The sequence below is a fragment of the Neorhizobium sp. PAMB6716 genome (genome assembly GCF_058242805.1).
Genome location: NZ_CM177835.1, coordinates 2573501 through 2587864, shown reverse-complemented (window position 1 = coordinate 2587864; position 14364 = coordinate 2573501). Strand labels below are relative to the sequence as shown.

At 64.1% G+C, this 14364-nt stretch carries 12 protein-coding genes; 9 read left to right on the top strand and 3 right to left on the bottom strand.

The genetic code is table 11. The features are described from left to right. The first annotated feature begins 42 nt into the window (after nt 1–42). The 3 genes from AC4CWH_RS12715 to AC4CWH_RS12705 are packed head-to-tail and all read left to right on the top strand — an operon-like array spanning nt 43 to nt 3748. Nucleotides 43–2295: a pseudouridine synthase gene (locus AC4CWH_RS12715; RefSeq protein ID WP_491319031.1), complete on the top strand. Its 2253-nt coding sequence runs from the start codon at nt 43–45 to the stop codon at nt 2293–2295. 3 nt (nt 2296–2298) lie between these two features. Further along, a complete protein-coding gene (rsmD, locus tag AC4CWH_RS12710) occupies nt 2299–2859 on the top strand; it encodes a 16S rRNA (guanine(966)-N(2))-methyltransferase RsmD (protein ID WP_491319030.1) in 561 nt (186 codons plus the stop codon). Between the two features lie 10 nt (nt 2860–2869). Continuing rightward, nucleotides 2870–3748, top strand: coding sequence for a patatin-like phospholipase family protein (locus AC4CWH_RS12705; protein ID WP_491319029.1), 879 nt, complete (start codon nt 2870–2872; stop codon nt 3746–3748). A gap of 65 nt (nt 3749–3813) precedes the next feature. On the opposite strand, the gene AC4CWH_RS12700 is transcribed toward AC4CWH_RS12705, so the two are convergent. Continuing rightward, the gene (locus AC4CWH_RS12700) at nt 3814–5607 is read right to left on the bottom strand and encodes a monovalent cation:proton antiporter-2 (CPA2) family protein (protein ID WP_491319028.1); all 1794 of its coding nucleotides are present in this window, start codon (nt 5605–5607) and stop codon (nt 3814–3816) included. 104 nt (nt 5608–5711) lie between these two features. On the opposite strand from AC4CWH_RS12700, the gene AC4CWH_RS12695 reads away from it, so the two are divergent. The 6 genes from AC4CWH_RS12695 (at nt 5712) to lpxK (ending at nt 11573) form a co-directional block, all read left to right on the top strand. Continuing rightward, nucleotides 5712–7058 carry a TldD/PmbA family protein gene (locus tag AC4CWH_RS12695; RefSeq protein WP_491319027.1) on the top strand — a complete coding sequence of 449 codons (1347 nt, stop codon included), beginning with the start codon at nt 5712–5714 and terminating at the stop codon, nt 7056–7058. Nucleotides 7059–7060: 2 nt separating this feature from the next. Next, nucleotides 7061–7861 carry a 3'(2'),5'-bisphosphate nucleotidase CysQ gene (locus AC4CWH_RS12690; protein ID WP_491319026.1) on the top strand — a complete coding sequence of 267 codons (801 nt, stop codon included), beginning with the start codon at nt 7061–7063 and terminating at the stop codon, nt 7859–7861. A gap of 59 nt (nt 7862–7920) precedes the next feature. Next, on the top strand, nt 7921–8160 hold the full coding sequence (locus AC4CWH_RS12685; RefSeq protein WP_491282376.1) for a DUF4170 domain-containing protein: 240 nt from the start codon (nt 7921–7923) through the stop codon (nt 8158–8160). A 146-nt stretch (nt 8161–8306) separates the two neighbouring features. Then, nucleotides 8307–9623, top strand: coding sequence for a lipid IV(A) 3-deoxy-D-manno-octulosonic acid transferase (gene waaA / locus AC4CWH_RS12680; RefSeq protein WP_491321426.1), 1317 nt, complete (start codon nt 8307–8309; stop codon nt 9621–9623). After that, nucleotides 9623–10354, top strand: a complete 732-nt coding sequence (locus AC4CWH_RS12675) for an HAD family hydrolase (RefSeq protein ID WP_491319025.1) — start codon at nt 9623–9625, stop codon at nt 10352–10354. Before waaA ends, AC4CWH_RS12675 begins: the two co-directional genes overlap by 1 nt. A 169-nt stretch (nt 10355–10523) precedes the next feature. Then, on the top strand, nt 10524–11573 hold the full coding sequence (lpxK, locus tag AC4CWH_RS12670) for a tetraacyldisaccharide 4'-kinase (protein WP_491319024.1): 1050 nt from the start codon (nt 10524–10526) through the stop codon (nt 11571–11573). A gap of 297 nt (nt 11574–11870) precedes the next feature. On the opposite strand, the gene AC4CWH_RS12665 is transcribed toward lpxK, so the two are convergent. Then, entirely contained in the window at nt 11871–12104 is a 234-nt protein-coding gene (locus tag AC4CWH_RS12665; RefSeq protein ID WP_491319023.1) for a DUF2093 domain-containing protein, read from the bottom strand. Between the two features lie 89 nt (nt 12105–12193). After that, nucleotides 12194–14083, bottom strand: a complete 1890-nt coding sequence (gene mutL, locus AC4CWH_RS12660) for a DNA mismatch repair endonuclease MutL (protein WP_491319022.1) — start codon at nt 14081–14083, stop codon at nt 12194–12196. Nucleotides 14084–14364 lie beyond the last annotated feature (281 nt).

Here is a 14364-nt window from a genome sequence, read left to right as displayed (position 1 = left end):
CATGGACAGCATTGTCCGACACACGCTTCAGGCAAACAACAAATGAGCTTCAAAGACAAGCCGAAGCGCGAGGGGACCAAGTCCTTCGATCGCGACCGGAAATCCACTTCTGCCCCCAAGAAGGCCTCGGCCGAGAATGCGCAGGCCAAGTCTGCGCCGGCCAAGTCTGCGTTGGAGGGTGCGCCACGCGTGGCCCGCAAGGCAGCGCCTGCGGCAACGGAAGGGGCAGGATCTGCCCCCGCAAAGCCCGAGCGCATCTCGAAAATCCTCGCCCGCGCCGGCATTGCGTCGCGCCGTGATGTCGAGCGGATGATCATGGAAGGCCGCGTCAGCGTCAACGGCAAGCAGCTGGAGACGCCGGTTCTCAACGCCACGCTTGCCGACCGCATCGAGGTGGATGGCCAGCCGATCCGCGGCATCGAGCGCACGCGCCTGTGGCTTTACCACAAGCCGTCTGGCCTGGTGACGACCAATTCCGATCCGGAAGGCCGGCCCACCGTGTTCGACAACCTGCCGGAAGACCTGCCGCGCGTTCTGTCGATCGGCCGTCTCGATATCAACACCGAAGGCCTGCTGCTGCTGACCAATGACGGCGGCCTGTCGCGCGTTCTGGAACTGCCGACCACCGGCTGGCTGCGCCGTTACCGCGTGCGCGCCTATGGCGATATCAGCCAGGAAAAGCTCGACACGCTGAAGGACGGCATTGCCGTCGACGGCGTGCTTTATGGCGCAATCGACGCCACGCTGGACCGCACGCAAGGCCACAATGTGTGGATCACCATGGGTCTTCGCGAAGGCAAGAACCGCGAAATCAAGAACGTGCTCGGCGCGCTCGGCCTCGACGTGAACCGCCTGATCCGCCTGTCCTACGGTCCCTTCCAGCTCGGCGACCTGCCGGAAGGCCATGTGGTGGAAGTGCGCGGCCGCATGCTGCGCGACCAGCTCGGGCCGCGCCTCATCGAAGAATCCAAGGCCAATTTCGACGCGCCGATCTATACCAATAACGGCCCCGTCGAAGAGGATGCCACCACTGCCAAGCCGGGCGAGAAGCCGTTTGGCAAAACCTTCGGCAAGCAGGGCGACCGCGAGGAACGCGGCTTTGCCGTTGAACGCCGCGAGCGCTCGACCGAGGGTGCCGGTGAGGGCAAACGCCCGGCATTTTCAAAGCCATCAGGCAAACCGGCTGGCAAATTCGACAAGGGTGGCGCAAAGTTCGGCGGCAAGTTCGACAGGGCGCCCGCCTTCGACGAGGACAAGCCGAAGAAGCGTCCGCCGATGGGCACGTCGCGCACGGCAAATGTCTGGATGGCGCCCGGTGCGCGTCCGACCGCCGATGTGAAGGGCAAATCGTCTGCCCGCGCCGAGGCCGAGCGCCTGTTTGCCAAGGGCACGGATGATCCGAGCCTGCGCGTGCAGGTGACCCGCGTCGAGGGCGACAGCGACTGGATCCGCGCCGATGAACCGCCTGCTGGCGGCCGTGGAGATCGGGCCGGCGGCCGTGGCGAAGGTCGCGGTGATCGTGGGGACAGGGGTGATCGCGGTGATCGTCCTGCTCGTGGTGACCGTCCCCGTGGCGACCGTCCCGCCCGCAGTGAAGGTGGCGACCGCAGTTTTTCCGATCGTCCGCGTGGCCCGCGTCCTGCAGGAGATCGTCCGTCAGGCGACCGCCCGTCCGGTGATCGCCCCCGTGGCGATCGTTCGTTTGGTGATCGCAAGCCGCGCGAAGAGGGTGGCCGTTCCAAGCCGTATGGCGCAGGTGCCGGCCCCGGCCGTTCGCCGCGTGAAAATGCCGAACGGGCGTTTCGCCCGTCCGGCCCCCGCTCTGAAGGTGGCCGTTCTGAAGGCGGTCGTTCTGAGGGCGGACGGGGCGGTTTCGGCGCAAAGCCGGCCGGCAGCCGTCCTTATTCCGGCAAGCCCGCGGGTGACCGTGGCGACCGGCCAGCTCGTTCTGAAGGTGGTCGCTCCGAGGGCGGACGTTCCGAGGGTGGACGCGGCGGCTTTGGTGCAAAGCCTGCCGGTGCGCGCCCCTATTCGGGTCGTCCGGCCGGTGAACGGTCTGAAGGTGGACGTGGCAGTTTCGGGGATAAGCCGGCGGGTGCCAAGCCCTTCGGCGGCAAGCCCGGCGGTGCAAAGCCGTTTGGCGGCAAGCCCGGCGGCGGCAAGTCTTTCGGCGGAAAACCCGGCGGCGCAAAACCGTTTGGCGGCAAGCCTTCCGGTGGAAAGCCATCCGGCGGTCGCGGTCCGGGCTCCGGCCCGAAGGGCGGCGGCACGCGCTCCAGAACACCGAGGGGCTAAACCTTGCGCATCGTTGGCGGTGAATTTCGTGGCCGCAATCTTGCCGCGCCCAAGACAGACGCGATCCGGCCGACCATCGACCGGACGCGTGAAAGCCTGTTCAACATCATCGGGCATGTTTATCCCGAGGCAATTGAAGGCACGCGGGTAATCGACCTGTTTGCCGGCACCGGCGCGGTGGGGCTCGAAGCCCTGTCGCGCGGCTGTCGAAGCGCGCTGTTTGTCGAAAACGGCGTCGAGGGCAGGGGTCTCCTCTGGGAAAACATCGAGAGCCTTGGCCTTCACGGCCGGGCGCGCATCCTGCGCCGCGATGCCACCAAGCTTGGCACCGTCGGCACGATGGAGCCCTGCCATTTCCTCTTTGCCGATCCGCCCTATGGGCGCGGCCTTGGGGAAGCAGCGCTCGTTTCTGCCCATGAAGGCGGCTGGCTCTTGCCCGGTGCGCTCGTGGTGCTGGAGGAGCGCGCCGATGCGTCGCCCTCCGTCGCCCCGGTCTTCCAGCCGCTGGAACAGCGTGTGTTTGGCGATACGCGCGTCGATTTCTTCCGTTACAAGCCGGCCTGAGGACGGACCCATGACGACGAAGCTCTCGCTTCCCGAACACGGCCTGTCGCTTCACGGCGGCATGCCACGGGTAGCGGTGGCCTTTGGCGGCGGCGGTGCGCGCGGCATCGCTCATATCGCCGTCATCGAGGCGCTGGACGAGATGGGCATCGTTCCCGTCGCGATTGCCGGCTCCTCCATCGGTGCCATCTTCGGCGCCGGCATGGCGTCCGGCCTGTCAGGCGCTGCCATCCGCGATTATACGCTCGAAACCGTCGGCAACCGTTCCGCCGTGCTGAACCGCCTGTGGTCGCTCGGACCATCCAGCATGCGCGATGTGGTGGGCGGCTTTCGGCTGGGCCATTTCAACCTGGAGCGCATCCTTGAGGCATTTCTGCCGCCGGAAATCCCGGCGGATTTCGAAGGCCTGAAAATCCCGTTGAAAATCGCCGTCACCGATTATTACGGCCAGTCGGAGGTGATCCTGGAAGAGGGCGACCTGCGCACGGCCATTGCCGCCTCGGCTGCCATTCCCGGTCTCTTCATGCCTGTCATGATCCATGGCCGGGTGATGATCGATGGCGGCGTGTTCAACCCGATCCCTTATGAACATGTCATGGACACCTGCGACATCGTCATCGGCGTCGATGTGGTGGGCGCGCCGGAAGGGGATGGCACCCATGCGCCGAACCGCATCGACAGCGTGTTCGGGGCAAGCCAGCTGATGATGCAGGCGGCTATTGCCTTGAAGATGAAGCTGCATCCGCCGCATCTTTTCCTGCGCCCCTCCGTCAACCGCTTCGGGGTGATGGATTTTCTCAAAGCCCACGAAATCCTCGAGGAATCCGCGCCAATCAAGGACGAGTTGAAGCGCGGGCTGGAAGGCCTGCTCGCCGTCGCCCGCACCTGATCCGCCCCCATCTTGCGCTGGCTAGATCTCGCTCCGTCCGGCTCTCGCGCCGGACATGTCCCGGCCTAAACGTTTTCCGGCTCTTCCGTCACGGTGGTGGCGCGTTTCGGCTTGGTCAGCGGTTCCGGGCGAACCGGGCGCGTGTGCAGCATATGGGCGCCGGCGGAAATGCCTTGCGCCGCCTGGATCTGCAACCGCTCCTCGTCGCGTCGTCTGATGTCGTCACCGATCTCGCTCGTTTCCGATTCCGATGTGCCAAGTGCCTCCAGCGTCTTTTGCCCGAACAGAAGCCCGGATTCCAGCGTTTCTCGCAGTTCGTATTCCACCTCGCGGGCACGCAGCGAAATCGTGTGGATACGGTCATAGGAGCGCACGAAAAGGCGCACCTCGGGAAACTCGGCGCGGATGAGGTCAACGATGTGGTCCGTCACCTCGCGTTTCTGGGTGCAGACGGCAACGATCTTGGCCCGCTCTATGCCGGCTGCCATCAGCACCTCGCGCCGTGTGCCGTCACCGAAATAGATGCGGAAGCCGAAGGTCGCCGCCTGTCGGATACGGTCGGGCGAATCGTCGATGACGGTGACCTCGCGACCGCCGGCAAGCAGGATCTGCGCTGCGATCTGGCCGAAACGCGAAAAGCCCACCATCAGCACGTCGGAGCCCGCGCCCTCAAAATCCTCCGGCATTTCCTCGCGGCCCTGTTCACGCACGAGGAAACGCTTGGCAATCGCCGAACCGAGGGGGGTGAGCGCCATCGACAGGGTGACGCTGGCAATCAGCAGCGAAGCGGTGGCCGGCGACAGAAGGCCGGCGGCAACCGCCGTTGTAAACAACACGAAACCGAATTCGCCGCCCTGCGGCAGAAGCACGGCAATGCTTGCGGCATCTTCGCGGCTGGAGCCGCCGATACGGCAGAGGATATAGAGGATCAACCCCTTTGCAGCCATGAACAGCGGCACGCCGATGAGGATCAGCGCGAGATTGGCGAGAATGGCCTCAAGATCGAGCGACAGGCCGACCGCCATGAAGAACATGGCGAGCAGCAGCCCGCGAAACGGCTCGATATCGGCTTCAAGTTCATGCCGGTAGGAGGATTCGGCCAGCATGATGCCGGCGAGAAACGCGCCCATGGCCATGGAGAGCCCGGCAAGCTGCATCAGGACGGCAGCACCCAGCACCACCAGAAGGGCCGCCGCCAGCATCACCTCACGCGCGCCGGTGCGGGCAATCACCTGAAACAGCGGCGTCAGCAGGTAACGACCGGCCAGAACCATGCCGATGACGGCGCCGGCGGCCACGGCAAAATCGGTGAGGAACGAGCTTTCTGCAGTACCCGGTCCCGATCGCAGCAGCGTGACCAGCGCCAGAAGCGGCACGATGGCCAGATCCTGGAACAGCAGGACCGAAAAGGCGCGTCGCCCATAAGCGGAATTCGTATCGCCGGCATCGTTGAGGATCTGCAGGGCGAAGGCTGTGGAGGAGAGGGCAAGGCCAAAGCCTGCAATCACCGAACCCTGCCAGCTGGCAATGCCGGTTGCCCAGGCAAGTCCCGTCAGCGCCAGACCGCTCAACAACACCTGCGCGGTGCCGAGGATAAAAATATCGCCGCGCATCTGCCACAGGCGCGAGGGTTTCAACTCCAGCCCGATGATGAAGAGCAGGAAAACGACGCCGAGTTCGGAGACATGCAGTACCTCTTCGGGATCTGCAATCAGCTGCAGGATGGGTCCGATGACGATGCCCGCCGCAAGATATCCGAGCACCGTGCCAAGCCCGAGCTTCTTGAAAATTGGTGCGGCCAGCACCGCGCCGCCCAGCAGCAGCAGCGTTTCGGTAAACAGGGGATCTGCACTTGCCATGAAACCTCGCGGGGTCGTTTCGGCATTGGGAACAAGAATCGCCCCGCCGCCCTTGATGCATCCTTTAGTCCACAATACATGGAACGGGAATGAAAGGGTTTCCCATGTCCTCTGAAAATGGCCAAAACGCGCTGCTGTCTCGCGCAGGCGAGCTTGTCGATCTTGCACGCAAGGCAGGCGCCGATCAGGCCGATGCGGTCATCGTGCGCTCCCGCTCCCGTTCCGTCAGCGTTCGCCTTGGCAAGGTGGAGGGTACGGAAGCCTCCGAAAGCGACGATTTTTCGCTGAGGGTGTTTGTCGGAAAGCGCGTCGCCAGCGTCTCGGCCAATCCGGGCTTTGATCTTGCAGCCCTTGCCGAACGCGCCGTTGCCATGGCGCGCGTCTCGCCGGATGACCCTTACGCCTGCCTTGCCGACGAGGCGGATCTGGCCCGCGCCTATCCCGATCTCGAGCTGTTTGATCCGACCGAGATGTCGACGGAGGAACTGACGCAGGCAGCCCTTGCTATGGAAGAAGCAGCCCTTGGCGTGCCTGGCATCAGCAATTCGTCCGGTTCCGGCGCATCGGCTGGTGCCGGCGGGCTGGTGCTCGTCACCTCGCACGGCTTTTCCGGCAGCTATATGGCCAGCCGCTTCAGCCGCTCCGTCAGCGTCATTGCCGGCGAAGGCACGAAGATGGAGCGCGACTATGATTTCGACAGCCGCCTTTATGCCGCAGACCTTGCCTCTCCCGAACTAATCGGCAAACGCGCCGGTGAACGCACGGTCAAGCGCGTCAACCCGCGCCAGGTGGATACGGGCAGCAATGTCACCGTCGTGTTTGACCCGCGCATCGCACGCGGCTTTGTCGGCCATATCGCCGGCGCCATCAACGGCGCATCGGTTGCCCGCAAGACAAGCTTCCTGCGCGACAAGATGGGCCAGCAGGTGTTGAAATCGGGGCTGTCGATCACCGACGATCCGATGATCGTGCGCGGATCCTCCTCGCGCCCCTTCGATGGCGAGGGCGTATCGGGTGCCAAGCTTTCGATGATCGAGGACGGCGTGCTGAACCACTGGTTCCTGTCCACCTCGACCGGGCGGGAACTTGGCCTTTCCACCAACGGGCGCGGCGTGCGCGGCGGCACTTCTGTCTCGCCGGGTTCGACCAATCTGGCGCTGGAGCCGGGCGATATCTCGCCGGAAGACCTCATCGCCAGCATCGGCACCGGGCTTTACGTCACCGAACTCATCGGGCAGGGCGTCAACATGCTGACGGGCGAATACAGCCGTGGCGCCACCGGCTTCTGGATCGAGAATGGCGAACTGGCCTTTCCCGTTTCCGAAGTCACCATCGCCTCCAACTTGAAGGACATGTTCATGCGGCTGACGCCGGCCAGCGACATCGACCGCAAATATGGCGTTGCCGCACCGACAATTGCGATTGAAGGCATGACACTGGCGGGGCGCTGATCTTGAACCATGACGCAGAGCAGACCTTTGACGACGATCTGGCGCTGATCCGTAAGGCAGCCCGCGAGGCGGGCGATATCGCGCTTGGCTATTTTGGCCGTTCACCGGAAGTTTGGTGGAAGAACGAGGGGCGCTCGCCGGTGAGTGCCGCCGATTTTGCCTCCAACGACCGGCTGCAGACGCTGCTTCTTGGGAGCCGTCCTGGCTATGGCTGGCTGTCGGAAGAGACGGATGACGATGCGCAGCGTTTGTCGCGCGACACGCTGTTCGTGGTCGATCCGATCGATGGCACGCGCGCCTTCATCAACGGCGAAAAGACCTGGTGCGTTAGTGTCGCGGTGGTCCATCGTGGCAAGCCGGTGGCGGGTGTTCTGTATGCGCCGGCGCTGCAGGAGGAATTTTGCGCCTGCGTGGGTGGGCCGGCGCTGAAGAACGGCGTGCCGATTTCCGTGTCTGCCGAAAATCCCGGCGCGCTTCGCCAGATCGCGGTGGCCGAAGACATGCTCGGCCAGTTTGCGCCCGATTTTCGCCGGACGCTCAACCGCATCCGCCACGTGCCCTCGCTTGCCTACCGGCTTGCCATGGTCGCCGATGGGCGGATCGATGGCACGGTGGTGAAGCGCAACAGCCATGAATGGGATCTGGCGGCTGCCGACATCATCCTGGAGCGGGCCGGCGGGCGGCTTGTCGATCTTGATGGCCATCGCCTCATCTACAACCGGCAGGCTGTTACGCAGGGTGTGCTCTGCGGCGGGGCGGAACATGTTCTGGAAAGCTTGGTCGCCGGCCTTGCCTCGGGTTGACCTTTGCCCTCGAATGCCGCAGGAGGAAGGGACGGGGAGACGAAAAGACGAGGTAGAAAATGACCGAGCAGAGCGGCAAGAAACAACTCCTACACCTGGTTTTCGGCGGTGAGCTGGAAAGCCTCAAGGGCCTTGATTTCAAGGATCTGGCGGCCCTCGACATCGTCGGTATCTATCCCGATTATGCAAGCGCTCTGGAAGCCTGGAAAAGCAAGGCGCAGATGACCGTTGACAATGCGCACATGCGCTATTTCATCGTTCACATGCACCGTCTGCTGGATCCCGATTCCAAGGGCTGATCCATCGACCATGCGGCGGTCCGCCCGCCTCTTAAGGCAATCGACAGCTGTGTTTTCGACGCATTTGTCAGGCATGGGCCAATGTGCAAAAAACAAGGGCTGCGACCGGGGATGGTGGGGATGGCAAGCATAAAGGGGCGATGGCATTGAGCAACGGCTTGGCGCGCATGGCGTTGCTCGGATACCGCGTGGCCGGTATCTGCGCATATCCCCTGGCTTCATCCTATCTTGCCTACCGGGCCATCAAGGGCAAGGAAGAGCGCCAGCGCCGTCTGGAACGTTTCGGGTATGCCAGCATTGCGCGTCCGCGCGGCCCGTTGATCTGGGTGCATGCGGCAAGCGTGGGCGAAACCATCGCCGTCATTCCGCTCATCCGCGAACTGCGGCGCCGGGACATCCATGTTCTCCTGACCACCGGCACGATGACGTCGGCCGAGCTTAGTCACAAACGCCTCGGCGACGAGGTGATCCACCAATATGTGCCGCTGGACGTCAAGTTTCCGATCAAACGCTTCATCGCCTATTGGCGTCCCGATGCGGCGATTACGGCGGAATCGGAAATCTGGCCGACGACCATGGCGGAACTGACGCGGCGCAATATCCCGCAGATCCGCGTCAATGCCCGTATTTCCGATCGCTCCTTCGAGCGCTGGAGCAGCCGCTCGGCGATTGCCGAACTGTTGTTCGGCAAGCTTGCGCTGGTGGTGGCCCGCTCCGACCTCGATGCCGAACGCTTTCGCGATCTCGGTGCCTGGCCGGTGGTCATTTCCGGCAATCTGAAGGGCGACACAGACCCGCCACCGGTCGATGAGGCCGTGCTGGAACGCTACGTTGCCGAGATCGGCACCCGCAAGACCTGGGCTGCCATCTGCACATTCGAGGGCGAGGACGAGGCGGCCGCCTTCGTTCACCGGGCGTTGAAGCCGCGCAACGGGCAGCTGACCGTTCTCGTGCCGCGCCATCCCGAACGCGCCGACGCGGTCGAGGCGATGCTGACCGGGCAGGGGCTTGTTGTTGCCCGCCGCAGCCGCAACGACCGCATCACGCCGGAAACCGATGTCTTTCTGGGCGATACGATCGGTGAAATGGGGCTTTACCTGCGCCTCACCGAGATTTCCTTTGTCGGCCGTTCGCTGACGGCCGAAGGTGGGCAGAACCCGCTTGAATCCGCCATGCTCGGCTGCGCGGTGCTGACCGGCCCCAATGTGCAGAATTTTCGCGAGACCTATCAGCAGGTGATCCGGCGTGGCGGCGCGCGCATGGTGCGCGATACCGAAATGCTGGCGAAAGCCGTGCATTACCTGATGACCAATGATCCGGCCCGTCAGAAGATGATCGATTGCGGCCATGAGGCGGTGCAGGATATGCGCGGTGCGCTCTCCACCACGATCAAGGCGCTGGAACCCTATCTCAACCCGCTGACCGTCACCGCACGGCTGCGCCCTGCCGGAACCGCTGGCTGATGGATACGCCCTCCCTTTCCACCATCAAGGGCCTGCTGTTCGACAAGGACGGCACGCTGCTGCGTTATGACGAAAGCTGGGGCCCGGTGAACCGGCAGGCGGCAAAACTTGCCGCCGATGGCGGTGGCGAGGATCTCGAAAACCGGTTGCTGATCGCCTGCGGCATGGATCCGGTGACCGGATTGACCAGGGCCGACAGTCTTTTTGCCGCCGGAACCGCCGCAGAGATCGCTGCCGGTTTCGCCAAGGCCGGCTCACCGCTTGCCGTTGGGCCGCTCACCGTTGCACTGGATGATCTTTTCGTGCGCGCCTCGGATTTTTCCGTTGCGGTCACCGATCTTAGCGCCTATTTCGGCCGCCTTCGCGCCCGTGGCTTTCGCCTCGGCGTCGCCTCCAGCGATAACGAGCGCTCGATCCGCGAGACGGCACGACGTTTCGGCTTTCTCGATCATCTGGATTTTATCTGCGGTTATGACAGCGGCCATGGCTGCAAGCCGGAACCGGGCATGGTTCTCGGCTTCTGCAAGGCTGTGGGCCTTGAACCGTTCGAGGTGGCGATGATCGGCGACAACAATCACGACCTGCACATGGGGGCGGCGGCCGGTGCCGGGCTGAAAGTCGCGGTTCTCACAGGCACCGGCTCGCCGGCAACGCTGGCAGCGGCTGCCGACCATGTGCTGGCCGATATTACCGGGCTTGAAACGCTGCTGCCGCAGGGTGAGCCGGCCTGAGCGTTGCCTGGCCTGATACTGCGCGAGCGTCCGGCGGGATAGAGCATTTCCGGCGAAAAGGGACTCGCCTTTAATGCTCTATCTGCTTGTTTTCACGCAAATCCGGACGCAAAACCGCTTCGCACTTTTGCTGGAATTGCTCTAGCTGCCGGCGGCAAAGAGGACAAAGATGGTTTCTGAGGCGCCTTCCTTCTGGTGGACACGGGCGAACTGGCGTGCCTATGGCCTGTGGCCGCTCTCTGTCGTTTATGGTCGCATTGCCGGCCGGCGCATGGCCCGCACGCAGCGGCCGAGCGTTCCCGTGCCTGTGCTTTGCGTCGGAAATTTCACCGTCGGCGGCGCCGGCAAAACACCGACTGCCATTGCCCTTGCCCGAGCGGCCAAGGCGAAAGGGCTCACACCCGGCTTTCTCAGTCGCGGTTATGGCGGCACGCTTTCCGTGACGACGGTGGTGGATCCGAAGCTGCACGGCGCCGATGCCGTGGGTGACGAGCCACTGCTTCTGGCGCGCGAGGCACTGACGGTGATTTCCCGCAAGCGGTTCGAAGGGGCGCGAAGGCTCGTGGCAGAAGGCTGCGACCTCATCATCATGGACGACGGTTTTCAAAGCGCCCGCCTGGTGCTCGATTTCGCCCTTGTCGTCATCGATTCTGTGCGCGGCGTGGGCAATGGCCATGTCCTCCCGTCAGGACCGCTGCGTGCGCCGCTTTCCGAACAGATCCGCCAGATGTCGGCGCTGATGAAGGTCGGCAGTGGCACCGGCGCCGATGCGGTGGTGCGCCAGGCGGCGCGCGCCGGAAAACCGCTTCGCGTGGCAAGCCTCGTGCCGCGTCCTGACCCGGAGATTGCCGGCAAGCGCGTGCTGGCCTTTGCCGGCATTGCCGATCCGCAGAAGTTCTATCGAACGGTTGCCTCGATTGGCGGGGAGATTGCCGTCGAGCGCTCTTTTGCCGACCACCACGCTTTTTCGGATGCGGAAGCGGCGGATCTCATGCGCGAGGCGGAGGAGCAAAATCTGCTGATCGTCACCACGTCAAAAGATGCCGTGCGCCTTGCCGGGCGTCCGGGGGCGGCGAAAACGCTGCTGGATCGGCTGCGGGTGGTGGAGGTCGATATGGTGTTCGACGATCCCCATGTGCCGGGGCAGATGATCGACGAGGCGATTGCTCATTGCCGGGAGCGGGTGTTGCGGGAAAAGCGAGGCAGCAGGCCGGTTTAACGTGGCGCGTCGAAGGCGTTCGGCATGCGACGAGATCTTCCAATCTGCCGCAAGCCCCCCTCTGCCCTGCCGGGCATCTCCCCCACAGGTGGGGAGATTAGCGTGGCGCTGCCGTCGGGGCTCCCATTGCAGAGGTGTGCTGCCCTTAATGCTACCGAGAAACTTGGTCGATATCGAGGAAGTTGGGCGTCTGCCCCATCTGCTCTCCCCCCTTGTGGGGGAGATGCCCGGCAGGGCAGAGGGGGGCTAAGCGGCATATTCGGCGGCTATAGAGCCGCAAGCCGGCCCCCAAAAAAACTATCCGCGCCTCTGGTTCGGCAATATGCCCGCCCGCTTGTCGGCTTCAAGCGACGATGCGGCATCGGCATAGGGTTCCTGGCGGGCGACGCTCCAGTAGCGCAATTCATCGACCGGGATCTGCGCACCGGTCATGGCGCAGGTCACATAGGCGCCGGCCGACAGGATCTGGAAATCGCCGTCGAGATAGCGGATTTTTGCCTCGCGGTGGCTGCCGCCTTCAAAACGGTTCATCGGTCGTCTCCTGCGTAAGTTCATTGGTTTCATCTACCCCCGCACGCCGCCCCTTGGCCAGACCCGGCGGGCTGGGCGTGTTTAAAAAATCAGCTGCGGCCGAACAGGCGCTCGATGTCGTTGAGTTTCAGCTCGATATAGGTCGGGCGCCCATGGTTGCACTGGCCAGAGCCGGGGGTCGCCTCCATCTCGCGCAGCAGAGCGTTCATCTCCTCCGGGCGAAGCCTGCGGCCGGAGCGCACCGAGCCATGGCAGGCCATGGTGGCGGCCACATGCTCCAGCCGGCTTTTGAGGCCATCCGACGTATTCCATTCGCCGATTTCGTCGGCGAGATCGCGCACCAGGCCTGCCGCATCAACCGAACCGAGCATGGCCGGCGTTTCGCGCACGGCAACGGCACCGGGGCCGAACCGCTCCAGCGCCAGCCCGAGCTTTTCCAGCTGCGGCGCGTGTGCAATCAACCGGTCGCACTCCTCTTCCGGCAGATCGACGATTTCGGGGATCAGCAGAACCTGCGAGGGCAGGCGGTCCTTTTCCAGCGCCTTGCGCATCGCCTCGAAGACCAGCCGTTCATGGGCGGCATGCTGGTCGACGATGACAAGGCCGGTATCGGTCTGGGCGACAATGTAATTTTCATGCAGTTGCGCGCGCGCTGCCCCCAGCCGGAACTGCGTGGCGGGGTCTGGCGCACCGGCCACGATGCCTTCTGCGGCAGCCGGCATCATGCCATCGGCGCGGGCGCTGGGCGTCATCACCGCGTCAAAGGCCGCTTGACCGCGCTCGCCAAAAACCCCGGCGGATGCCGGCTCGGCAATCGTCATCGGCCGAAACGGCGAGGCGGCCGGCGTCCAGCCGACATTGCCGCTGCGGTGGCCGGTGAAATAGCCTGACGAACCGCCAGCCTGCGAAGTGGCGGTCTCCGTTGTGGGTGCGCCGCCAAAGCCTGGACGAAACGCGCGCATCAGGCCGTCGGTCCCGGTCGTTGCCGCCCGGTCGCCCTCGCGGGCCAAAGCCTGGCGCAGCGCCCCGACGATGAGGCCGCGCACGAGGCCCGGATCGCGAAAGCGCACATCGGCCTTCGCCGGATGCACATTGACATCCACAAGCGCCGGATCGAGCGTGATCGACAGCACCGCCACCGGATAACGACCGGACGGAATGGTTTCGGCATAGGCGCCGCGGATCGCCGAGAGGATCAGTTTGTCCTGCACCGGGCGTCCGTTGACGAAGGCATATTGATGCGCCGAATTGCCCCGGTTGAAGGTCGGCACGCCGGCAAAACCGGTGAGGCCGACATCTTCGCGCTCAGCATCGATCTCGATGGCATTGTCCTTGAACTCCGCGCCCAGAACCTGCGCCATGCGGCTCAGCGGATCGCCGGGCGAGGCTGGAAATTCCAGCGTCGAGCGGTCGGAGCCAGAGAGCACGAAACGCACATGCGGAAAGGCGATCGCCATGCGCTTCACCACTTCGGTGATGGCGCCGGCCTCTGCCTTTTCCGTCTTCAGGAATTTGAGCCGGGCAGGGGTCGCAAAAAAGATGTCGCGCACTTCGACCACGGTGCCGATATTGGCAGCCGCCGGGCGCACCGGCGTCAGCTTGCCGCCGGCAAGGGCAATTTCCACGCCCGTGGCCGAACCGGCCCGCCGGCTGGTGATGGAGAGTTTGGCGACCGAGCCGATCGAGGGCAGCGCCTCGCCGCGAAAACCGAGCGTGCGGATATCGTCGAGCGTTTCGGAAATCTTTGACGTGCAGTGGCGGCGCACGGCAAGGCTCAAGTCATCGGCGTCCATGCCGCTGCCATTGTCGGTGATGCGGATCAGGCTCTTGCCACCGCCGGCGGTCGCGATTTCCACGCGGGTCGCACCGGCATCGATGGCGTTTTCGATCAGCTCCTTGGCGGCGCTGGCGGGACGCTCGATCACTTCGCCTGCGGCGATCTGGTTGATGAGCGTTTCGGGAAGCTGTTTGACGGACATCGCATTATTTTCCAGGATTTTCCGGTCCGGGAAAAGCCGGCCTGTCGCTTTGTCCCCCGCAGATCGTAGCGTTAAGCGCAACTTAACGCCAAATCGGCTATCGTTTGCAACAGGATACCGCGCCGCACGACCTTGCGCCAGTCGAAGCGGCGTATCTGTTGGGCGCAGACGTGCGAACCCGCGCGACAAGGCGGGCGCAAAGACAGGACAGGAAGCGATGCAACCGGCAGCGGACGAAAGCCGGCTCCCCCGGGCGGGAGCCGCCCGGACCATGCGAACGG

Coding starts and splice junctions, on each gene's coding strand:
- AC4CWH_RS12715 (WP_491319031.1), top strand. CDS start 43: ATGAGCTTCAAAGACAAGCCGAAGCGCGAGGGGACCAAGTCCTTCGAT.
- AC4CWH_RS12705 (WP_491319029.1), top strand. CDS start 2,870: ATGACGACGAAGCTCTCGCTTCCCGAACACGGCCTGTCGCTTCACGGC.
- AC4CWH_RS12700 (WP_491319028.1), bottom strand. CDS start 5,607: ATGGCAAGTGCAGATCCCCTGTTTACCGAAACGCTGCTGCTGCTGGGC.
- AC4CWH_RS12695 (WP_491319027.1), top strand. CDS start 5,712: ATGTCCTCTGAAAATGGCCAAAACGCGCTGCTGTCTCGCGCAGGCGAG.
- AC4CWH_RS12685 (WP_491282376.1), top strand. CDS start 7,921: ATGACCGAGCAGAGCGGCAAGAAACAACTCCTACACCTGGTTTTCGGC.
- AC4CWH_RS12675 (WP_491319025.1), top strand. CDS start 9,623: ATGGATACGCCCTCCCTTTCCACCATCAAGGGCCTGCTGTTCGACAAG.
- lpxK (WP_491319024.1), top strand. CDS start 10,524: ATGGTTTCTGAGGCGCCTTCCTTCTGGTGGACACGGGCGAACTGGCGT.
- AC4CWH_RS12665 (WP_491319023.1), bottom strand. CDS start 12,104: ATGAACCGTTTTGAAGGCGGCAGCCACCGCGAGGCAAAAATCCGCTAT.
- mutL (WP_491319022.1), bottom strand. CDS start 14,083: ATGTCCGTCAAACAGCTTCCCGAAACGCTCATCAACCAGATCGCCGCA.